The sequence below is a fragment of the Paraburkholderia phymatum genome, assembly GCF_038900715.1.
In the GTDB taxonomy this organism is placed as follows: domain Bacteria; phylum Pseudomonadota; class Gammaproteobacteria; order Burkholderiales; family Burkholderiaceae; genus Paraburkholderia; species Paraburkholderia phymatum_A.
On record NZ_JAYMRZ010000004.1, the window covers coordinates 473967 to 494292 of the forward strand.

Consider the following 20326-nt stretch of genomic DNA (forward strand, 5'->3'; position numbering starts at 1 on the left):
GTATTCCCAACTCGCGGAGTCTCTAATGAGCCATGCTGTTCGTCTCGATCTGTCGAGGACTACACCAACGGCTCTTCATCCGGTGCGTTCATGAGCGGCACGACGCGTAATGTCCGGGTTGTGCTGGCCGACGACCACCCGATCGTCCTTTTGGCCATTTCCGACACGTTCGCCGACATACCGGGCTACACGGTAGCGGCAAAGGCGCACTCGGGCTCGGAACTCGTGCGCCTGCTCGATAAAGAACCCGCCGATCTCATCATCACCGATCTCGTGATGCAGGGTGACGAAGAGGTCGAACTCGACGGGCTGCGTCTCATCAGCATGCTGCGGCGCGCGCATCCGGAGATTCCGCTCGTCGTCTTTACGATGGTCACGAGCGGCGGCATGTTTCATGAGCTCTGCAAGATGGGCGTTGCCGCGATCGTGAGCAAGGAAGAGCCGACGTCCGAACTTGCGCAGATCTGCATGCGGGCTTTGGTCAGCAAGGAAACGGTCATTTCGCCGAAGATCCAGCAGCGCCTCGCGCGCGAAGGCGCGCGGACGAAAGATCTCGGCCGCGAGCAGAAGCTCTCGCCGCGTGAACTCGAAGTGGTGCGCCTCTTCGCGCAAGGTCTCTCCGTGACGGAGATCGCGCGCACGTTGAGCCGCTCGGTGCCGACCGTAGCGACGCAGAAGCGCTCGGCGATGCGCAAGCTGCACGTCGAGAACCACGCCGAGCTCGTCAAATACGCAACCGAGATGGGACTTGCCTGATGGAGCGTCTGTTTGCTTCAGGGCAGGATTCGCCCCTCGAGATGCTGCGGATGCTCGAGCGCAACCTGAAGCGCGAGCGCCGCATCTTTTCGGTTGCCGTCGGATTGCTGATTGTCGCGGCGCTATCGGCGGCGATCGTCACGGGGCTCACGTTGCTGAATACCTCGTTGAAGCGCGAGCAGGAAGCGGCGCATCTGATGACGACCAACGTGAATGCAGCGATCAGCGCGCAGCAAGGCATATTGACGACGGGACGCCTGCTGCTCGAACTGAGCGGACAGGGCCTGCTCGGCGCACCCGCCAGGAAGGGCGGCGACAGGTGCGTCGCGTATCGGCGCGACCACAGCGAAACGCGGGTCCAGTTTGCCTGCGACGAAGCCATACAACTGCTCGCGCGCGGCAGCCGCACGCCGACGCTGCAATTCGGCCTGCTCGATGCAAGCGCGTCATACGGATACGGCTTTTTCCCGGCAGATGCCAATGTGCGCGACACGAATGGCGTCGATCGGCTCGCGATATTGTCGCACTGGATACAGGCGACCATGGCGGCGCGCGATATCGATCAGCTCGACGCCGTGCGGGAGCGGCGCACGATGTGGTTCAAGGCGCCGCCGACGCTTGGCTTTCACGCCCATACGTTCATCGCGTTTTCGATTGTCGCGAAGGACGACCAGCCTTATGCGTTCGTAGCGACGAGAATCGACCTGGACCGTGTGGTCGCCGACTCGATCCCGGAGTCGATGGAGTCCGATGCCGCGTTGTTCGATCCGCAAGGCGAGCTGCTGGCGGGCGACGCGGCCGCGAACGTCTTCTACGCGGAAAAGCACCTTAGGCCGGGACCGACTGGCGTCTTCCGCTGGATACCGGGGCATGGCTGGGGCGCTCGCTCGCAGCCGCTGATCTACGATATCGGACACATCGTGCTCTCGCTGCCTGTCTTCAAGGATCTGGCGGCAAGGCGCACCGAAGCGTTCGTCATCCTGGTCCTGGCTACCCTGATTGATGGTCATCGTGTTGCCGTTGGGCTGCGAGATCGTCGCCTGGCCGGCCGTGACCTGGCCGCCCGTGGGCAGGGCCTGCGCGTGTGCGACGTCGGGTTGCGTGACCAGCAGGGCGAGGGCGACGGCCGTCATCGTCGAGATGACGCCGAGTTCTGTGCCGCCCGTTGCGGCTGACCCTTCGCCGGGCTGCTTGCCCTGGCTCATCACGTGTTCTGCGACTGCGACCAGCATGCCGAGACGCTTGCTGAAGACCCGGCGAAACCGATTCTTGTTCATGTATGGAAGACTTCCGTGTAAATGAATGTACCGCCCCGATCTGGACGAGCGCGGACCTGCATGAGGCGCTGGCAGATGCGTGGCTGATGGGCGGCTCACACCTGTTACAAGCCCTTGATGATCAGGAATCCGATGCCTTTGTCAGGCACGTAAGCAACCCGAAACGCCGGTGGTTTTGGCAATCCATGGCGTCGCCCGCTTCGGAAAAGTTCTATTTCGAAGCGGCCGCGCGTGTCAAAGCCACTCTTACGAATTCCCGAAGTGGATGGTAGAGAGAGGGCCGGGCGGGCTATATAGAAGAAGTTCGAATTTGCGTGCGTGGCGAAAGAGTGCGTGTCGCCGGCTGGGGAGGAGGGGGGCAAGGCGAGCGCCGCGAAGATGCTGCCGCCTCATGTTGCATTGTGTGATCGTCGCGAGAGAACGCAGCCCCGCGTGCGACGTGTCAGTTCGGAAAAGGCTGGCGCCTCAACTCGAGTGGCTGAGGCGCTGTGGAAAGAAGAACGAAAACAGGTGCGTCGACGCCCCGGATCACGCGAATTCGAGCATCTGATCCGCGCTCGATCTGTCCAGCCACAAGCCGTGACCGGCGGCAAAGCGATACATTTCGGACTCGCCCGAAAAGCCCAACCGCTTGCATGCTGCTGTGCGTTGCATGCTAATGGTATTGGGTCGGCGATTGAGCAGGCGCGCCGTCTCGCAGACCGTCAACCCGCACAGCATCAGTCCAGCGACTTCCATCTGCCGACGTGTGAGTCCGGCGAACCGCCGCAGTTGAGGTAACGCGTCGAACTGATCCAGCGCGGCCTGCATGATCGGAGAAAAATAACGCTCCCCCGACGCGACGCGCCGAACAGCGGCCACGACCTCGGACATCTCTTCGCGCTTGCTGACAATGCCTGCAATGCCGCGCTTGACCAGACTTCCAATCAGGAATGGATCTTCGAACTCGCTATACACGAGCACAGGTAGCTCCGGATACTCGCTCGAAACAGACGCAAGGAAACGCCATCCATTGAGCGCTCGTTCGTCGGGCATCGAATAGTCCGTTATCAACACGTCGCAAGCGGCACTATTCAACAATGCCATCAGTTGCGAGGAATTGCTCACTTCACCGGTCACGCTAACGCCTGAATTTTCCAGCGCTTTGCGAAGTCCGTATAGCACGAGCGGATGATCGTCAGCGATCGCAACCCTGATGCATTTTTCTTTCACATTCGTCCCTCGAAAAGCCAATTGATGCTGCTTTTCCAATTCGATGGCTTGTCAGCAATATCGGCCGTCTCCGTCTGTTGATATTGCAATGCCTTGTGCGCGGCAACGGAGATGCCGTCCTGATCATATTGACGCTGACGATCCCGTTTAGACCGTCGGCTGTCCCGGCGTCGGATTTTCTACGCTTTCGGCGACAGAGTCGATTGAGATACTGCCTTTTATGATCCGCTTCAAACAATAACCGACGTCGAATGGTCCGGCATATAGAAAGGCGTTGAAAATAAATGGGCAGTGCATGTTGTTCGATATCCTGATGAAGTGATGCCGCTAGATTCCGATCGAGCGCAACTACTGCCTGCGCAATAGAAAGTCGGTCAACGCCTGTTGAGGGAGCGCTCGCGAAATGGCAAAGCCTTGCACGAAATCGCAGCCCGCCGTACTCATTCGTTCGATGTCGGCGGCTGTTTCGACGCCCTCGGCGGTAATGTGCAAACCAAGCCGCTTGCCGAGCAGTACGCAGGCATCCAGCGCTGCGCGAGTTTTCGTGTCCGCATGTTGCACGAACGCGCGGTCGATCTTCAGTTCGGTGAAATGGCACTGCATGAGGCGAAGCAATGTGCTATGGCCGATGCCGAAGTCATCGATTGCGATCCCAAAGCCGTGGGTTCGCAATTCTTCGGTCGCTTCAGGTAGCGCGGCATCGTCGTCAGCCGTACCGGTTTCGACGATTTCGAGCACGATGTGCGCCGGCGTCACGCCGCTTTCCCGCACCGTTCGAAGCAGGTGCTCTCGTGCGGTGCGTTCTCCCAGCATGCCGGCTGGCACGTTGACCGAAACGGTGAGCGGATAGCCCGTCGCCGCCCAGTCGCGTTGGGCGGCAAGCGCTTGCGAGAGCATCGAATGCGTCAGCTTCTGGAGTGCAGCGGGTGTAGCGGTTTCCAATAATCCCGCCGCAGACGAAACACCGTGAACCGGGTCCATCACTCGTGCAAGTGCCTCCACGCCGATGATCTTGCCCGTCGCAAGTTCGAACTTCGGCTGATACCACGCCGATATGGGCGGCAAGTCGTTCTGCTTCAACCAATCATTGGCGTGTGTGCGTTGGCCGGCCAGACGGGGATTGCGGAAAATTTGCGCTTGACCGTGCATCGCATTCCTCACGCGGCTTCCAGCGACTGTCCGTGCGGTCGCGCGCACGATGTCTGCTGCCGCAGGCGCGACCGGGCCTTTATCGACTGGAGCATCGTTTCGGCGGATTCGCCGAACAGTTGTGGAAGCACTTCAGCCAGCAAGCCTTGCTGCGACCAGATCTTGAAGCGGCGATGACACGTGCGAAAGTCGGGTGTACGCGTGGGCAGTGCGGACCAGGGGGCGCCGTTCGAAATGACCCAAAGCACACACTCGAAAACTTCCCGGTTGCGATAGCCGGGACGGCCACGCGTTTCCACCTTTGGCTCGCGCTCAAAAAACTGACTCACGCGAGTCCATTGCTCGTCTGTCAACACAGATTCGAATTTCACGTTCATATCGATCTCCACGAATACTTCCAACGATACGAACGTGAGCAGCATGCTTCCATCGAACAACTTCGAATTTCAACACGCTGACCTGCGTTGCAAGGTTCAACGCAAACCAGGTGAGCGAATATCGAGTAAATAGAAATCCTTCTATAGCCAGCGCGCAAAAAAAAAGCGCACCGTTTGGGGTGCGCCGAAATCGGAGAGAAAAAGACATACGCGGTGTCAAATCGCGTTCATCCAGATTGCCCGTGACGAGTGCTCAATTCAATCGAAGAAGTTCGAAAATGTGGTTTCGGCGGCGCAGTTGTCGGGAAGGTGGTGCTTTGTTGCCCACGTTTCCCCGTATGGACGATGAAGCGGTCTTATGCGGAGCGGTATGTTTAATTTTGCACGACCGCTCGGGCCTTTCAGCATTGGGAATTGTTTGATATACGTTATTGTCTGATCTTACATATCGTTCACGACCGGCGTGAGTCAGAGCGCCGTGACGTTGCGAGCGGCTGTCCTATGAATCGGTTAATCATCGTCTTGGCGTCGTTCGAATCCGCGCCGGATTAAGCGTCCTTCGCAACATCACTTCGATAGCTCTGAAAAATTATGGCGAATTTAGCGGACTGCGTGAACGTCGCTGTTGCAGACGATCACCCCATTGTCGTTCTTGCGATTTGCGACGCGTTGGCCGCCGTGCGGTCTTTCAAGGTGATGGCGACTGCGGCTACAGGTACCGAGTTGCTGCGCGCCACGGAGTCAGGCGCTGTTCAGCTGATCGTCACCGATCTTGTCATGCATTCGAAAGACCCGGATGACGACGGCCTCAAGCTCGTTCAACGCTTGCGCCAGCAACGGCCGGAAACGCGGATCGTCGTCTTCACGATGACGACGAACAGAGGCGTGCTCCATCAATTGTGTCGCATCGGCGTGGCGGCCATCGTCGGCAAGGACGAGGACGTCAGCGTGCTGGGCAAGATCTGTATGCGCGCTCTTGTCGAGAAAGAAACGATACTTTCTTCGACCATCACGCGCAGCCTTTCGATGGTGGGGAAGACCCAACGAGATTTGCACCGTGCACAACCATTGTCTCCGCGTGAAACAGAGGTGGTCCGGCTGATTGCGAGCGGGATGTCCCTGACGAAGATTGCGCGGAAGCTGAATCGCTCGAAAGCGACCGTCGCAACGCAAAAGTACTCGGCCATGCGGAAGCTGCACTTCGAGAACGGGGCAGACCTGGTCCGCTTCGCATCCGAATTCGGCCTTACCTGACCGCGCCCGAACACGTCACGCCTGGCGATTTATCTTCTTGACGGATTGTATGACAGGAATATAATCCGTCAACAAGCGGACGGTTTGCCTTCTGACGATCTGAGAAAGGCCGGCCAGTCGAAGAACGCCAACATGACGGAGACAGCACCATGCAGATGGATGCCAGTATCGGAGCGCGTCTGGACAGACTTCCTCTGTCGGGCTTCCATTGGCGTCTGCTGGGCCTGATCGCGGCCGGCATGTACTTCGATTCGTTCGATATCTACATTGCCGGCACGGTGCTTGCGGCGATGGTTCACAGCGGCGAATCCACGCTGAGCCTCAACGCGACGTTCGTATCCGTCACCTTTATCGGCATGATGACGGGCGCGTGGCTCTCCGGGCTGCTCGGCGACCGGTTTGGCCGCCGCTTCTGCTATCAGTTCAATCTTGGCATCTACGGCTTCGCGTCTATCGCGGCGGCGCTCGCGCCGTCCATCTACTGGCTGATCTTCTTCCGTCTCGTGATGGGCGTCGGCATGGGCGCGGAAATCGTCGTCGGATACGGCACCCTTAGCGAGTTCATTCCCGCCGACTGGCGCGGCCGCTTCGGCACGATCCTCAATCTGATCATCAACACCTCGCTGTTTCTGTCGACGTTTCTCGGCTGGCTGATCGTGCCGCACTACGGCTGGCGATGGATGTTCGCGATCGCGGGCTGTGGCGCGCTGGTCGTCTGGTTCCTGCGCAAGTCGATGCCCGAATCGCCGCGCTGGCTCGCATCGCGCGGACGCGCCGATGAAGCGCGACAGATCGTCGAGCGCATCGAGACGGCGTGCGGCAGCACAGTGAATCGTGTGCCGGGCGTCAAGGAGTCAGTCAAGGAGTCAGTCACGCAGTCACCGACGCGCGAGTTCTATTCCTCCGACACCAGCGAAGCCAACGAAGCCAACGATGACGGCCGTCTCGCCGATCTCTTCTCGCGCCGTCTGTTGACGCGCACGATCACGGCCATCACGGTTCTGGTCGCGCTGTTCACGGTCAACTACGCGTTCGTCAGCTGGATACCGACGTTCCTCGTCAAGCAAGGGCACAGCGTGTCGAACTCGCTCGGCATCACGGCGCTGATGTTCGCGGGCGGTCCCGTCGGTTCGCTGATCGCATTTGCACTCGCCGAGCACCTTGGGCGGAAGTGGGGCATCGTATTGTTTTCGCTCGTCTGCGTGGGCTTCGGCATTGCCTACCCGTTCGCGCAGTCGGCGGTGGCGATCACGGCGCTCGGCTTTGCGATCACGTGCTGCATCTATGTGCTGTCGTCGTTCAGCGTCGCGACGTATGTGCCCGAACTGTTCCCGACGGAACTGCGGCTGCGCGGCTCGGGGCTCGCGAACACGGCGGGCCGCGCCGTCAGCATCGTCGTGCCGTATGCGGTCGCGAGCGCATTCATGCGCTTCGGCATCGCGGGTGTGCTGACGCTGATCGTCGGCACGCTGCTGGTTCAGGCGTTGATCGTCGGCGTGCTCGGCGCGGAAACGAAGCAGCGCTCGCTCGAAGCAATCGCCGCCGATGCCGGTGTCACGAGCGAGGAAGCACAGGAGGGACGCGCGGCGGCTGCAATGGAGTGAATGAGCCCACGCGCGCATTTGCACACGATTACCCCATGAAAAAGGACACTTGAGACATGTCATCGCCCGCTGGGAACTACCGGATCTACGCAGTCAAGTACGCGCATTTCGAGCGCCGCTCTGGCGACAACTTCATCGGCGGCGACTCTCATGATGTGCCGATGCCGCTCGATTACTTCGTGTGGGCCGTGGTGGGCGAGTCGCGCACGTTCATCGTCGACACGGGCTTCGATCAGGCGATGGCCGACAAGCGCGGCCGCACGATCACCAACACGGTCGAGAGCGGGCTCAGGCAGATCGGCATTCGCGCCGATGCCGTCGAAGACGTGATCATCACGCACATGCACTACGACCACGCGGGCAATCACTCGCTGTTTCCGCGCGCGCGTTATCACCTTCAGGACCGCGAGATGGCGTATTGCACGGGCCGCTGCATGTGTCATCACGCGCTGAGCCATCCGTTCGAGCCCGAGGACGTGAAGTCGATGGTCGGCCGTCTGTTCGACGGTCGCGTGCAGTTTCATGAAGGCGCATCGGAGATCGCGCCGGGGTTGAGCGTGCATTGGGTCGGCGGGCACACGAACGGCTTGCAGATCGTGCGCGTGAACACGCAGCGCGGCTGGGTCGTGCTCGCATCCGATGCGTCGCATTTCTACGCGAACATGCAGGAGCATCGGCCGTTTCCCGTCGTCTACAACGTCGGCGACATGATCGAAGGCTATGAAACCGCGCATCGGCTGGCGAGTTCGCCGAATCACGTGATTCCCGGTCACGATCCCGCCGTGCTGACGCGCTATCCGTCGCACGATCGCGAGACGGAAGGCTGGATCGTGCGGCTCGACGCCGAATCGCGCTAGGCAAGAGAGAGGCGTACATGACGTTGAAAGGCAAGGGCGCGCTCGTCACGGGTTCGTCGAACGGATTGGGGCTCGCGATGGCGCGCGCGCTCGCTGGCGCGGGTTGCGACATCGTGCTGCACGGCCTCGAAGCGCCACAGCAGATGACGCGCACGACGGACGAACTGGCGAACGCTTTCGACGTGAACGTCGCCTACGTGCAAGCCGATCTCGCAACGCCCGCAGGCGTCGATGCGCTGATCGGCGCGGCGCGCGAGCGCGTGAGTTCGCTCGACGTGCTGATCAACAACGCGGTCGTCCGGCATTTCGCGGGCATCGAAGCGTTTGCGCTCGATCACTGGAACAACGCGCTCGCGGTGAATCTGACGGCCGCGTTCCGCGCGATTCAACAGGTGTTGCCCGGCATGCGCGAGCGCGGCTGGGGACGCATCTTCAACATGACGTCGGTGTACGGCGCGCGCGCCGTCGCCAATCGCGTCGACTATGTGACGACGAAGACGGCGCTGCTCGGCCTCACGCGCTCGGTGGCCATCGAAACGCTGAATCAGGGCATCACGTGCAACGCAATCTGTCCGGGCTCGGTGCTCACGCCGAACATTGATGGCCGCATTCATGCGTTGATGGACGAGCGCGGCTTGAATCTCGGCGACGCCGTGCGCGAATTCCTCAAGGGCAAGCAGCCGACGGGCGAACTCGTCGATGCCGCGCATGTCGGCGACATGGTTGTGTTTTTGTGTGGGCCGTCGGCCAGCCAGATCACGGGCGCGATGATGCCGATAGAAGGAGGCTGGCTTGCAGGCTGATTCCAGCATCATGCGCGACGTGCGCAACGGCGAACTGACCCGCGCGCTCGCGCGCTTCGTCGCCGATACGCAGTGGCACGACCTGTCCGCTGCCGTGCGCAGCGAAGCGAAACGTGCGCTCGTCAATTACTTTGCCGTCGCTCTTGCGGGCTCGCACGATCCGACGCTCGACAAGGCCGTGTCCGTCTATGCCCGCTTTCGCGCCGATGACAATGCGACGATCGTCGGCCGCAGCGAGCGCACCGACACGCTGAACGCAGCCGCGCTCAACGCGATGAGCGCGAACGTGTACGACTTCGACGACACGCACATTCCGACGATCATCCATCCGACGGCGCCCGTCGCCGCCGCGCTCTTCGCGCTCGCCGAGTCGCATGCGATGAGCGGCGAAGCGCTGCTGCTCGCGTTCGTGCTCGGCGTCGAAGTGGAGTGCCGCATCGGCAATGCGGTGTCGCCGGAGCACTATCAGCGCGGCTGGCACATCACGTCGACATGCGGCGTATTCGGCGCGGCGGCCGCCGTTGCGAAAGCACGCGGGCTCGATGAAAACGAAATCGTGTGGGCGCTCGGCAATGCGTCCGCGCAAACGGGCGGACTGGTTGAAACGCTCGGCACGATGTCGAAGAGCATCAGCGTCGGCAATGCCGCGCGTAACGGACTGCTGTCGGCGCTGCTCGCCGAAGACGGTTTCTCCGGACCCGATGCGCCGCTCGAAGGCGAGCGCGGCTTTCTGCGCGTGAGCGCGTCGAATCCGGACTGGCGTGCGCTCACGCAAGCGCTCGGGCGCGAGTGGGCGTTGCTCAGCAACACGTACAAGCCGTATCCGTGCGGCGTCGTGCTCAACCCCGTGATCGACGCGTGCCTCGACTTGCGGCGCATCATCAGCAACGACATGCGCTGGTCCATCGACGATATCGAACAGGTCGAGCTGACGGGTCATCCGCTGCTGCGCGAGCGCACAGACCGGCCAGGCGTGCGCACGGGCCGCGAATCGCAGGTCAGCGCGCAGCATGCGGTGGCTGTCGTGCTGTCGCGCGGCAAGGCCGGGCTCGAAGAGTTCAGCGATGCCGCCGCCGCCGATCCGTCGTTGCGTGCGCTGGCGAGCCGGTTGCGTTTCGTCGATGACGCATCGTGGCCCGTCGAAGCGGCGCAAGTGACGATCGTGCTGCGCTCAGGCGAACGCCTCTCGCATCGCGTGCATGCCGCGCGCGGCAGTCTCACCGCGCCGCTCGCGAACGTCGAGCTTGCGGACAAGCTGCATCGCCTCACGGCATATGGCCGCTCGGGCATCGACGCGCAACCGCTCGTCGACCGCTTATGGAAGTTCGAGCACGAGCCCGACGCAGCCGCCGTGGTGCGTCTCACGCGCGCTCGCGGCTCGGATTGACGCAAAGATTTTTTCATTCACGAGGATTGTCATGTCGAGTAGTCAGGCATCAAGTGAGCAACGCGGACCGTTGCTCGGTTTCGTCGGCGTCGGCACGATGGGCCGGCCGATGGCGCATCGGCTGATCGAAGCGGGTCATGCCGTCGTCGTGTACGACCGCGATGACGCGGCCGTCGCGGAACTCAAGGCGATCGGCGCACAGGCGGCCGCATCGGTGCGCGAAGTGGCCGATAGCGCGCGCATCGTGTTCACGAGCCTGCCGACGCCCGCGATCTTCAGGAACGTCGCGCTCGGCGACGGCGGTCTTGTCGAAGGCAGCGCGATAAAGATTCTGGTCGATCTGTCGACGGTCGGCTCGCGCATCGAAAAGGAAGTCGCCGATGGCTTGCTCGCAAAGGGAATCGAGACCGTCGATGCGCCCGTGAGCGGCGGCGCGGCGGGCGCGAAGAAAGGCACGCTCGCGATCATGGCAGCGGGCAATCCCGTCGCGCTCGAAGAAGTGCGCGGCCTCTTCGATGTGCTCGGCAAGGTGTTCGTCGTCGGCGACAAGGCGGGGCAAGGGCAGTTGCTCAAGCTGCTGAACAACATGCTGTCGTCGACGGCGTTTGCGATCACGTCCGAGGCGTTCGTCGCGGGCATGCGCGGCGGGCTGGACCCGGAAGTGATGATGTCGGTGATCAACGCGGGCAGCGGCAAGAACGGCGCGACGCTCGACAAGTTTCCGAAGCATGTGCTGCCGCGCACATTCGACTTTGGCTTTCCCCTCGGGAGCGTGTGCAAGGACATTGGCCTCGCCGTCGACGAATGCCAGGCGCTCGGCGTGCCGATGTGGGTGGGCAGCATCGCGCGCCAGGTGTGGAACTACGCCGCGATGCAGGACGGCGCCGCGCGCGACATGACGGAGCTCGTCAAGTACGTCGAACGCTGGTCGTCCGTCGACGGGCTTGCGGACTGAACCGGGCACACGAATCTGAACAGCACAACCACGGAGAAATCACATGATCGTTGAAATGCGCATCTATCACTGCGCGCCGACGCGTTTGCCGGCGTTGCTCGACCGCTTTACGAACACGACGCTGGGCTTCTTCGAAAAGTACGGCATCCAGCAGGTCGGTTTCTGGACCACGCTGATCGGCCCGAGCAATCACGCGCTCACGTACATGCTGAAGTGGGAAAGCCTCGCCGAGCGCGAGCAGAAGTGGAACGCGTTTCAGGCCGACGCCGAATGGATCGCGAAGCGCGCCGCGACGGAAGCGGAGAAGCCGATTGTCGAGCGCATCGAAAATCACTTCCTCACGCCGACCATGTTCTCCGCGCTGCGCTAGGAGACGGCACTCATGACACAGCAACGACCTACGCGCATCGGCTTCATCGGGCTCGGCATGATGGGCGGGCCGATGGTGCAATGCCTCGCCAACGCCGGCTTCGACCTGTACATCGACGATGCCGATGCCACGCGCGCCGACACGCTCGCCGCGCAGACGGGCGCGCAGCGTCTGCAAAAGGACAATGCCGCGTCGCTCGACGCATTGATCACGATGCTGCCGAATTCGGCGATCGTCGAAAGCGTGCTGCTTGGTGGCGGCGCGGACGGATGGGCGAGCCTGCTGGCGAAGGGCGCCGTCGTCATCGACATGAGTTCGTCGGAACCGGAGCGCTCGCGCAAGCTCGGCTCGATGATCGAAGAGCGCGGCCTCGCATATCTCGATGCGCCCGTATCGGGCGGTGTCAAGAAAGCGAAGGAAGGCACGCTGGCGATTCTCGTCGGCGGCCGCGAAGACGTGCTCTCACGATGCAAGCCCGTGCTCGAAGCGATGGGCAAGAGCGTTGTGCACATCGGCGGCGCAGGCTCGGGGCACGCGGCGAAGGCGCTGAACAACTACGTGTCGGCGGCGGGGCTGGCGGCGACGGTCGAGGCGCTGCACATCGCGCAACGCTTCGGCATCGAGCCGGACGCGATGGCGGACGTGCTGAACGCATCGACGGGCCGCAGCAACACGTCGGAAAACAAGGTCAAGCAGTTCATGCTGAGCGGCACGTTCGCATCGGGCTTCGCGCTGCAATTGATGAACAAGGACTTGAAGATCGCGCGTGCGCTGGCGCAGTCGGTCGGCTATCCGATGACGCTCGGCGCGACCTGCACGTCGATGTGGGACGAAGCCGCACAACGTTCGACGCCCACGACCGATCACACCGAAATGTACCGACTGCTCGATGGCGATACGCGCTGATCTTTCTGCTCTGGAGCCTGCCATGTCACATGCAGCGCAGTTTTATATCGACGGACGCTGGGCCGAGCCCGCGTCCCCACGATGGTTCGACATCGTCGATCCGTCGACTGAAGTGCCGTTCGAACGGCTCGCGCTCGGCAATGCGCACGACGTCGATCGCGCGGTCGCCGCCGCGCGCCGCGCGTTTCCTTCATGGTCCGCGACGAGCGTGGCCGAACGCGTCGCGTTGCTGCGCCGCGTGCTGAGCATCTACGAGCGCCGCTACGACGAATTCGCGGAGGCGATGCGCCGCGAGATGGGCGCGCCCATCGCGTTCGCGCGCAACGGCCAGGCGGCACGCGGTCCGGCGCATCTGAATGCGCTGATCGACGTGCTGGAGCGCTTCGCATTCGAGGAGCAGCGCGGCAGCACGCGTGTCGTGCTCGAAGCGATCGGCGTGTGCGGGCTGATTACGCCGTGGAACTGGCCCGTCAACCAGATCGTCGTGAAGATCGCGCCCGCGCTCGCGGCCGGTTGCACGATGGTGCTCAAGCCGAGCGAGTACTCGCCGCTGAGTGCGCTGCTGTTCGCCGAAGTGCTCGACGAAGCGCAAGTGCCCGCAGGCGTGTTCAATCTCGTGAACGGCGATGGTCCGGGCGTCGGCGAGGCGATCGCGAGTCATCCGGATATCGACATGGTGTCGTTCACGGGCTCGACGCGCGCGGGTGTGCTGGTCGCGCAGGCGGCCGCGCCGAGCGTCAAGCGCGTCGCGCAGGAACTGGGCGGCAAGTCCGCGAACATCCTGCTCGACGACGTCGATCTCGACGAAGCCGTGAAGCGCGGCGTCGCCGCATGCTTCACGAACTCGGGCCAGTCGTGCTCGATCCCGACGCGCATGCTGGTGCCGCGTCATCTGATGAACGACGCGGCGCAGATCGCGAAGCGCGTGGCGGAAGCCTATCGCGTCGGGCCGACCGACGAGCCGTCGACGCAGCTCGGACCGCTCGTGAACCGCAACCAGTTCGAGCGCGTGCAGGCGTTGATCCAGAAGGGGATCGACGAAGGCGCGCGGCTCGTGACGGGCGGCACGGGATTGCCCGCCGGCATCGAGAAGGGCTATTACGCAAAGCCGACCGTGTTCGCCGACGTCACGCCCGACATGACGATCGCGCGCGAGGAAATCTTCGGGCCGGTGCTGTCGATGATCGCGTATGACAGCGAAGACGAAGCGATCGCGATTGCCAACGGCACCGACTACGGTCTCGCCGCCTACGTGCAATCGGGCGACGTCGCGCGTGCCCGCAAGGTCGGCCGTGCGTTGCGCGCGGGCGGCGTGCATCTGAACTATCCGCCCGCCGATTTCAACGCGCCGTTCGGCGGCTACAAGCGCTCGGGCAACGGACGCGAGTGGGGCGAAGCGGGCTTGCGCGAGTATCTGGAAACGAAGGCGCTGGTCGGTTACGGCGCGGATTGATGGGCGTTGGTTCGCGGCGAGCAGCTGGCCGCGAGCCAAAAAAATTTTGCGCATTTGAATTGTCCGACAATCATCGCGTCAGGCAGTCCGGGTGCGTGGAGCGGTTGAACGGGTAGAGCAACAGAGAGGACCTTGAAGATGAATAGCAACGAACGTTTCGATAAAGGCTTTGAAAACCGCAAGGAAGTGCTCGGCGCGGGGCATGTGGAGAAGTCGTGGGCGAACGCCGACGACTTCAACCGGCCGATGCAGAAGTACGTCACGGAGTGCTGCTGGGGCGACATCTGGGGCGACACGACGCTGTCGTTCAAGACGCGCAGCATGCTGAATCTCGGGATGCTCACGGCGATGAGCCAGCATCACGAGCTGTCCGTGCACGTGAAGGGCGCGCTGCGCAACGGCGTGACGAAGGAAGAGATCCGCGCTGTGCTGATGCAGGCGGCCATCTACTGCGGCGTGCCGCTCGCGCTGGCCGCGTTCCGCGTCGCGACGGAAGCGATCAAGGCGTACGAAGCGGAGACTTCGGCAGTCTGAATGCGGATTCGCGGACTCGCGGATTCGCCCACACGAAAGCACCACGCGGTGCCGACAAAGAATGGAGACATCGATGAAGACACTCACTGCGACTGACGTCGTACAGTCCGAACGCGAGCAGTCGATAGAAACGAAAAGACGCAATGCCATCAAGGGCGCGTTCTTCTCCGAGTACATCGACATGTTCGATATTTATCTGCCCGTCGTCGTGCTGTCGCCGGTGCTGGCGTTCTTTCAGCCGCCGCATCTGTCGAGCGGCATGGAGACGATACTCGCGTCGCTCGTGTTCATCACGACGCTGCTCGGGCGGCCGATCGGCGCGCTGCTGTTCGGGATGATCGCGGACCGCATCGGGCGCCGCAAGGCGTCGATCTGGTCGGTGTCGGGCTTCGGCGTCGTCACGTTGCTGATCGCGCTGCTGCCGGGCTACGAGAGCATCGGCATCGTGTCGTACTGGGCGCTCGTGCTGTTGCGCTTCGTCGACGGCATCTTTCTCGGCGGCGGCTACACGGGCGCGATGCCGCTCGCCATCGAGTATTCGAAGAAGGCGCAGCGCGGCTTTGTCGGCGGCTTCATCATCGCGGGCTTTCCGGCTGCATACGTGTCGATCAATCTCGTCGCGATGCTGATGTTCGCGCTCTTTCCGCTCAACGGCATGCACTCGCCGTACGCGCAATGGGGCTGGCGCATTCCGTTCGTGCTGGGCGCGGTGCTCGCGGGCATCCTCGCGATGTACTACGTGCACAAGGTCGCCGAATCGGAGATCTGGGAAAGCGAAACGGCCGAGAAAGGCACGCAACCGGAGAAGCTGCCGCTGACTGATCTTCTGCGCGGCAAGAGCGGACGCAACCTGCTTCAGGTGCTGGTCATGATGACGGGCTTCTGGCTCACGCAAAACATCATCACGATCTTCCTGCCGACGGGGCTGCTCGTGAAGACGCTGCATCTGACGGGCTTCCAGATGACGTCCACGTTGATGATTACCTACTTCGTGCTGTTCTTCAGCTACATCGGCTCGGGGATGATCGCGCAGGTCATCGGGCGGCGGCGCTTCTTCGCAATCGTCGGCCCGCTGATCGCAACGGTCGGCGCGGCGCTGCTGTATGTGCTCGCGAACGTCGACGGGCTGTCGCTGGCGACGATCATCGTGCTCGTCTGCGTGCTGGCCGTGCTCGTCACGTCGCCCTGGGGCGTGATCGTCACGTACATCAACGAGCGCTTCGTCACCGATGTGCGCGCAACGGGCTTCGGCGTCGGCTTCAGCCTGTCGGTGATCATCCCGTCGTTCTACGCGTTCTATATGAACTGGCTCGGTGCGTTCATGCCGTTGCGGCTGACGTCGGTGGTGCTGCTGTGCGTCGGCGGGCTGATCGGCGCGATCGGCGCGCTGATGGGACCGGAAACGAAGGACGTCGACTTCTGACGAATGACTACCAGTAAGGGAATAGCGGAAATGAACAAGGAACGGATCGGATTCATCGGTCTCGGCAACATGGGCGGCCGCATGACGCGGCGTCTCGTCGATGCGGGCATCGCCGTGCTCGGCTACGACACCGTGCCGGAGCGCGTGAAGGCGGCGGGCGCGCAGGTCGCGGCGAGCGTGGCGGACGTGATGAAGTTCGCCGACGTCGTCATGTTGTCGCTGCCGGACAGCAAGGTCGTCGAGGCGGTGGTCGAAGGCGACGGCGGCGTGCTCGCGAATTGCCGCGCAGGACAGATCGTCGTCGATCTGAGCACGGCGGCCGCAAGCTCGACGATACGGCTTGCGCAGCGCTTCGCGCAATGCGGCGCGCAGTATGTCGACGCGGGCATCTCGGGCGGCGCGGCGGCCGCCGAAAAGGGCGCGCTGACGTTGATGGTCGGCGGCGACGCGAGCGCCGTCGAAGCGCTCAAATGGGCGTTCGCGCCGATCGCCGCGAAGGTCGCGCACATGGGCGAGAGCGGCGCGGGACACACGACCAAGCTGCTGAACAACTTCCTCAATGCCGTGAGCCTCGCGGCGAGCGCGGAAGTCATGGTGGCGGGCAAGAAGGCGGGGCTCGATCTGCATCTGCTGCTCGATGTGCTCAACAGCAGCAGCGGCGTGAACTTCGCGACGCTGAACCGCTTTCCGAAGATCGTCGACGGCGACTATCTGGAAGGCGGGCTGACGGGCAAGCTGATGACGAAGGACGTCGTGCTCTATGTCGATCGCGCGCGCGAGCTGGGCGTGGTTTCGCTGAACGCGGCGGGGCCGCTCGCGAGCTTCGGGCTGGGCACGGCGCTCGGCTATGGCGATGTGATCAGCAACCGGGTCGTCGATGCGATCGGCGACGTATCGGGCGGCGTGCGGCTGTTCGACGGCGAGCGCAAGGGTTCGTAACCAGGGAAAGCAGAGGAGAAGCAGGCATGAAGGTATTTCACGGCAGGGCGGACGGCAAGAGGTCGGAGCAGCGCGGCGAGACGTTTTCGGGCACGGTGTGGGCCGACCCCGTGATGCCGCCGACGGACGGCGTCACGATCAACACGGTATTCTTCGCGCCGCGCGGGCGCACGTACTGGCATACGCACGAGCATGGCCAGGTGCTGCAGGTGACGGCGGGCAAGGGATGGATCTGCAAGGAAGGCGAGGCGCCGCAGGAAATCCGCCAGGGCGACATCGTGTTCATCGGGCCGAACGAGCGTCATTGGCACGGCGCGAGCGACGGCAGCTACATGGTGCACATCGCCACGTCGATCGGCAAGGCGACGTGGCAGGAAGAAGTGGCCGAAGCCGATTATCCGAAGGGGCTCGACGCGCGTTGACCCAGAGCGTGGAATGCGGAGCGCGGCGTATGCAGTGTTTCGCGTTCCGCGCGGGCGGGCATTCGATCATCGCCATCATGAGGAACGAGTGAATGGATCAGGGAGCGCAGCCGGCGCGCGCGCAACGCGAGCCGCAGCAGATCAAGGACGACTTCGTGCGCGTGCACGGCGTCTGGAACGCCGCATGGGACAGCATGCTTCGTCTCGATGCGGGCTTTGTCGATGCGTATGTGCAGTTTTCCGCCGTGCCGCAGCGTAGAAATCATCTCGACGACAAGGTGCGCGCGTTCATCGCGCTCGCCGCCGATGCATGCGCAACGCAGTTGTACGGGCCTGGCGTCGCGCATCATCTGGAACGCGCGCTCGCCTTTGGTGCGACGGGCGAGGAGCTGATGGAAGTGCTCGAGCTGATCAGCACGATCGGCATACACACGAGCAATGTCGGCGTGCCTGTGTTGCTCGAAGTGCTCGAAGAAGAAGGATTGCGCGCGGGGCCCGCGCCGCTCGACGAACGGCGGCGCGCATTGAAGGAAGCCTTCGAAAAGAATCGCGGCTATTGGCATCCGACGTGGGAAGGCCTGCTCGAACTCGATCCCGATCTGTTCGAGGCGTATGTCGCGTTTTCGTCGGTGCCGTGGCGCACGGGCGTGCTGAGCCCGAAGGTCAAGGAGTTCATGTATTGCGCGTTCGACGCGTCATCGACGCATCTGTATGTGCCGGGGCTCAAGCTCCACATGCGCAACGCGCTGCGCTACGGCGCGACGGCGGAAGAATTGATGGAACTGCTGGAGATCGTCAGCACGACGGGCATTCACGGCGCGGAACTCGGCGCGCCGCTGCTGGAGGCGGCGCTGGCGAAACGGCGCATCGCCGCCCAGGCCTGATACGCCGATGAAACGTCACCGCATGAATCCGCCGCGCGGCGATATGGTGCGCAATACGGTCCGCGACCCGGCGCGCGAGCCCACGCGGCCGCCAAAGACGCTGCGCGGGACGCAACGCAAGCTCGACGTTCCGCGCGTTCCAGGCGGCGCCGCTGTCGCGGCTGGCGTCGAACGGCAACGAGCACGCGCACGTCCGTACAGCGGCGATTCTGGGCTACAACTAGACGAGGTCAGCATGGCGGATTGCGCAACGCTCGTGGTCTTGCGTCACGCCCAGTCGGAATGGAATCGCACGAACCGCTTTACCGGCTGGATGGATGTCCCGCTGTCGGCGCACGGCGTCGAGCAGGCGAAGCACATCGGCGAGCGGATGTGCGCGCTGTCGCTGCGCTTCGATCTGGCCGTCACGTCGGTGCTGAGCCGCGCGGGACACACGCTCGATCTGATCGTCGGCCGGTGCGGCGCGCCGAGGCGCCCTGTCGTGCGTTCGTGGCGCCTGAACGACCGCCACTACGGCGCGCTCACGGGCATGGACAAGGACGCAGCCGGCGACGCCTACGGCGCGGCGCAGGTGCGCGCATGGCGGCGTGGTTTCGCCGAAGCGCCGCCGCCGCTCGATGCGGCGCGGCAGCAGGCGATCGTCGTGCAATTCGCCGGCGCGGCGCTGCCGCATCCCGATGCGTTGCCGCGCACCGAAAGCCTGCGCGATACGCTCGCGCGCGTGCTGCCGCTCTGGGACGCAACGGTGGCGCCCGCGTTGCGCAATGGCGAATCGGTGCTGATGGTCGCGCACGGCAACGCGTTGCGTGCGTTGTTCAAGTATCTCGATGGAATCGACGACGCGCGGATCGCCTCGCTCGAAGTCGCGCACGCGGAACCGCTCGTGCTTCGCTTCGACGATGCGCTGCAAATCGTGTCGCGCACCGGGCTCGGTTCGCTGACGCAGGCTCAGAGCGCGTCAGCCGGGCCGAAATTATGCTCGCCGGACGTCTGAAACGGGCAGCGGTGAAGTATCATAACGACTGGGTTTTTGTCGGACGGGAAGACAATAATGTCGACTGATATCGGGTTGGTCCGGCCGGAGACGCTGCGTCACCAGGTCGAAAACGTGCTGCGCCAGGCCATCATGAGCGGGCGCTTTGCGCCGGGGGCGCGTCTGATCGAGCGCGAGCTTTGCGAGACGCTGGGCGTGAGCCGGACCTCCGTGCGCGAGGCGTTGCGCAAGCTGGAGGCCGAAAAGCTCGTGCGCAACGTGCCGCACAAGGGGCCCGTGGTCGCGGTGATGTCGCGCGCCGAGGCCGCCGAACTCTACGCGTTGCGCGCGTTGCTCGAAGGCTTCGCGGCGCACGAATTCGCGCGGCTCGCGAGCGACGAAGCGATCGCCCAGTTCGGCGAGGCCGCGAAGATGCTGCGCGTGCAGGCGACCGCGCAGGATCAGAACGGCGTGCTCAAGGCCAAGGCGGCCCTGTACGACGTGTTGCTCGACAACTGCGGCAACCATCTCGTGAAGGAAATATTGAACAGCCTGTATTCGCGCGTGAATCTGCTGCGCGCGACGTCGCTGATGCATCCCGACCGGCTGCCGAGCAGCCTGCGCGAAATCGACAAGCTGCACAAGGCGCTGAAGGCGCGCGATGCGGACGAGGCGCAGGAGCTTGCCCGACAGCACGTGCTGAACGCGGAGAAGGCGGCGTTCCGGATGCTGGGCGAGCAGGACGCGGACGACGCTTAACCGTGACGTTTTGAAACCTCAGCATGGGCTGA

At 63.1% G+C, this 20326-nt stretch carries 21 protein-coding genes and 1 pseudogene; 18 read left to right on the forward strand and 4 right to left on the reverse strand.

Annotation, left to right across the window (positions count from 1 at the left end):
• The first annotated feature begins 90 nt into the window (after window positions 1-90).
• Both VSR68_RS10840 and VSR68_RS10845 read left to right on the forward strand, forming a co-directional pair.
• A complete protein-coding gene (locus tag VSR68_RS10840) occupies window positions 91-756 on the forward strand; it encodes a response regulator transcription factor (RefSeq protein ID WP_342939825.1) in 666 nt (221 codons plus the stop codon).
• Window positions 756-1931 (forward strand): hypothetical protein, encoded by a 1176-nt coding sequence (locus tag VSR68_RS10845; protein ID WP_342939826.1) that lies wholly within the window; start codon window positions 756-758, stop codon window positions 1929-1931. Before VSR68_RS10840 ends, VSR68_RS10845 begins: the two co-directional genes overlap by 1 nt.
• Window positions 1932-1958: 27 nt before the next feature.
• Here VSR68_RS10845 and VSR68_RS42805 read toward each other — a convergent pair.
• From VSR68_RS42805 to VSR68_RS10860, 4 genes and pseudogenes are all read right to left on the reverse strand, one after another.
• A pseudogene (locus tag VSR68_RS42805) lies at window positions 1959-2033 on the reverse strand (ESPR-type extended signal peptide-containing protein); the annotation flags it as partial.
• 528 nt (window positions 2034-2561) lie between these two features.
• On the reverse strand, window positions 2562-3284 hold the full coding sequence (locus tag VSR68_RS10850) for a response regulator transcription factor (protein WP_342939827.1): 723 nt from the start codon (window positions 3282-3284) through the stop codon (window positions 2562-2564).
• A gap of 309 nt (window positions 3285-3593) precedes the next feature.
• A complete protein-coding gene (locus VSR68_RS10855; RefSeq protein ID WP_342939828.1) occupies window positions 3594-4394 on the reverse strand; it encodes an EAL domain-containing protein in 801 nt (266 codons plus the stop codon).
• An 8-nt stretch (window positions 4395-4402) separates the two neighbouring features.
• The gene (locus VSR68_RS10860) at window positions 4403-4816 is read right to left on the reverse strand and encodes a transposase (RefSeq protein ID WP_342939829.1); all 414 of its coding nucleotides are present in this window, start codon (window positions 4814-4816) and stop codon (window positions 4403-4405) included.
• A gap of 567 nt (window positions 4817-5383) precedes the next feature.
• Between VSR68_RS10860 and VSR68_RS10865 the strand changes: the two genes are divergently transcribed.
• The 16 genes from VSR68_RS10865 to VSR68_RS10940 all read left to right on the forward strand — a co-directional run bounded on the left by VSR68_RS10865 (window position 5384) and on the right by VSR68_RS10940 (window position 20294).
• Window positions 5384-6025: a response regulator transcription factor gene (locus tag VSR68_RS10865; RefSeq protein ID WP_342939830.1), complete on the forward strand. Its 642-nt coding sequence runs from the start codon at window positions 5384-5386 to the stop codon at window positions 6023-6025.
• Between the two features lie 149 nt (window positions 6026-6174).
• On the forward strand, window positions 6175-7629 hold the full coding sequence (locus VSR68_RS10870; protein WP_342939831.1) for an MFS transporter: 1455 nt from the start codon (window positions 6175-6177) through the stop codon (window positions 7627-7629).
• 56 nt (window positions 7630-7685) lie between these two features.
• Complete coding sequence (locus VSR68_RS10875; protein WP_342939832.1) at window positions 7686-8486, forward strand: N-acyl homoserine lactonase family protein; 801 nt, start codon at window positions 7686-7688, stop codon at window positions 8484-8486.
• 17 nt (window positions 8487-8503) lie between these two features.
• Window positions 8504-9289 carry an SDR family oxidoreductase gene (locus tag VSR68_RS10880; protein ID WP_342939833.1) on the forward strand — a complete coding sequence of 262 codons (786 nt, stop codon included), beginning with the start codon at window positions 8504-8506 and terminating at the stop codon, window positions 9287-9289.
• A 10-nt stretch (window positions 9290-9299) separates the two neighbouring features.
• Window positions 9300-10676 (forward strand): MmgE/PrpD family protein, encoded by a 1377-nt coding sequence (locus VSR68_RS10885; RefSeq protein ID WP_428983493.1) that lies wholly within the window; start codon window positions 9300-9302, stop codon window positions 10674-10676.
• Window positions 10677-10707: 31 nt separating this feature from the next.
• Entirely contained in the window at window positions 10708-11631 is a 924-nt protein-coding gene (locus VSR68_RS10890; protein ID WP_342939835.1) for an NAD(P)-dependent oxidoreductase, read from the forward strand.
• Between the two features lie 43 nt (window positions 11632-11674).
• A complete protein-coding gene (locus VSR68_RS10895) occupies window positions 11675-12001 on the forward strand; it encodes an NIPSNAP family protein (protein ID WP_342939836.1) in 327 nt (108 codons plus the stop codon).
• A gap of 12 nt (window positions 12002-12013) precedes the next feature.
• On the forward strand, window positions 12014-12907 hold the full coding sequence (locus VSR68_RS10900; RefSeq protein ID WP_342939837.1) for an NAD(P)-dependent oxidoreductase: 894 nt from the start codon (window positions 12014-12016) through the stop codon (window positions 12905-12907).
• Window positions 12908-12929: 22 nt separating this feature from the next.
• Entirely contained in the window at window positions 12930-14360 is a 1431-nt protein-coding gene (locus VSR68_RS10905; protein ID WP_342939838.1) for an aldehyde dehydrogenase family protein, read from the forward strand.
• Between the two features lie 138 nt (window positions 14361-14498).
• Window positions 14499-14894, forward strand: a complete 396-nt coding sequence (locus VSR68_RS10910; protein WP_342939839.1) for a carboxymuconolactone decarboxylase family protein — start codon at window positions 14499-14501, stop codon at window positions 14892-14894.
• A gap of 73 nt (window positions 14895-14967) precedes the next feature.
• Window positions 14968-16317 carry an MFS transporter gene (locus VSR68_RS10915; protein ID WP_342939840.1) on the forward strand — a complete coding sequence of 450 codons (1350 nt, stop codon included), beginning with the start codon at window positions 14968-14970 and terminating at the stop codon, window positions 16315-16317.
• Window positions 16318-16347: 30 nt separating this feature from the next.
• Entirely contained in the window at window positions 16348-17256 is a 909-nt protein-coding gene (locus tag VSR68_RS10920; protein WP_342939841.1) for an NAD(P)-dependent oxidoreductase, read from the forward strand.
• A gap of 26 nt (window positions 17257-17282) precedes the next feature.
• The gene (locus tag VSR68_RS10925; protein ID WP_342939842.1) at window positions 17283-17678 is read left to right on the forward strand and encodes a cupin domain-containing protein; all 396 of its coding nucleotides are present in this window, start codon (window positions 17283-17285) and stop codon (window positions 17676-17678) included.
• Between the two features lie 92 nt (window positions 17679-17770).
• Window positions 17771-18562 (forward strand): carboxymuconolactone decarboxylase family protein, encoded by a 792-nt coding sequence (locus tag VSR68_RS10930; RefSeq protein ID WP_342939843.1) that lies wholly within the window; start codon window positions 17771-17773, stop codon window positions 18560-18562.
• A gap of 7 nt (window positions 18563-18569) precedes the next feature.
• Entirely contained in the window at window positions 18570-19556 is a 987-nt protein-coding gene (locus tag VSR68_RS10935; protein ID WP_342939844.1) for a 2,3-bisphosphoglycerate-dependent phosphoglycerate mutase, read from the forward strand.
• 57 nt (window positions 19557-19613) lie between these two features.
• Window positions 19614-20294: a GntR family transcriptional regulator gene (locus VSR68_RS10940; RefSeq protein WP_342939845.1), complete on the forward strand. Its 681-nt coding sequence runs from the start codon at window positions 19614-19616 to the stop codon at window positions 20292-20294.
• Window positions 20295-20326: the final 32 nt, after the last annotated feature.

Bases quoted from the DNA above. Each gene is read 5' to 3' on its own strand.
- VSR68_RS10915 (WP_342939840.1), top strand. From the start codon at position 14,968: ATGAAGACACTCACTGCGACTGACGTCGTACAGTCCGAACGCGAGCAG.
- VSR68_RS10860 (WP_342939829.1), bottom strand. From the start codon at position 4,816: ATGCTGCTCACGTTCGTATCGTTGGAAGTATTCGTGGAGATCGATATG.
- VSR68_RS10900 (WP_342939837.1), top strand. From the start codon at position 12,014: ATGACACAGCAACGACCTACGCGCATCGGCTTCATCGGGCTCGGCATG.
- VSR68_RS10885 (WP_428983493.1), top strand. From the start codon at position 9,300: ATGCGCGACGTGCGCAACGGCGAACTGACCCGCGCGCTCGCGCGCTTC.
- VSR68_RS10940 (WP_342939845.1), top strand. From the start codon at position 19,614: ATGTCGACTGATATCGGGTTGGTCCGGCCGGAGACGCTGCGTCACCAG.
- VSR68_RS10875 (WP_342939832.1), top strand. From the start codon at position 7,686: ATGTCATCGCCCGCTGGGAACTACCGGATCTACGCAGTCAAGTACGCG.
- VSR68_RS10930 (WP_342939843.1), top strand. From the start codon at position 17,771: ATGGATCAGGGAGCGCAGCCGGCGCGCGCGCAACGCGAGCCGCAGCAG.
- VSR68_RS10925 (WP_342939842.1), top strand. From the start codon at position 17,283: ATGAAGGTATTTCACGGCAGGGCGGACGGCAAGAGGTCGGAGCAGCGC.
- VSR68_RS10880 (WP_342939833.1), top strand. From the start codon at position 8,504: ATGACGTTGAAAGGCAAGGGCGCGCTCGTCACGGGTTCGTCGAACGGA.
- VSR68_RS10840 (WP_342939825.1), top strand. From the start codon at position 91: ATGAGCGGCACGACGCGTAATGTCCGGGTTGTGCTGGCCGACGACCAC.
- VSR68_RS10870 (WP_342939831.1), top strand. From the start codon at position 6,175: ATGCAGATGGATGCCAGTATCGGAGCGCGTCTGGACAGACTTCCTCTG.
- VSR68_RS10845 (WP_342939826.1), top strand. From the start codon at position 756: ATGGAGCGTCTGTTTGCTTCAGGGCAGGATTCGCCCCTCGAGATGCTG.
- VSR68_RS10855 (WP_342939828.1), bottom strand. From the start codon at position 4,394: ATGCACGGTCAAGCGCAAATTTTCCGCAATCCCCGTCTGGCCGGCCAA.
- VSR68_RS10905 (WP_342939838.1), top strand. From the start codon at position 12,930: ATGTCACATGCAGCGCAGTTTTATATCGACGGACGCTGGGCCGAGCCC.
- VSR68_RS10935 (WP_342939844.1), top strand. From the start codon at position 18,570: ATGAAACGTCACCGCATGAATCCGCCGCGCGGCGATATGGTGCGCAAT.
- VSR68_RS10920 (WP_342939841.1), top strand. From the start codon at position 16,348: ATGAACAAGGAACGGATCGGATTCATCGGTCTCGGCAACATGGGCGGC.
- VSR68_RS10890 (WP_342939835.1), top strand. From the start codon at position 10,708: ATGTCGAGTAGTCAGGCATCAAGTGAGCAACGCGGACCGTTGCTCGGT.
- VSR68_RS10895 (WP_342939836.1), top strand. From the start codon at position 11,675: ATGATCGTTGAAATGCGCATCTATCACTGCGCGCCGACGCGTTTGCCG.
- VSR68_RS10910 (WP_342939839.1), top strand. From the start codon at position 14,499: ATGAATAGCAACGAACGTTTCGATAAAGGCTTTGAAAACCGCAAGGAA.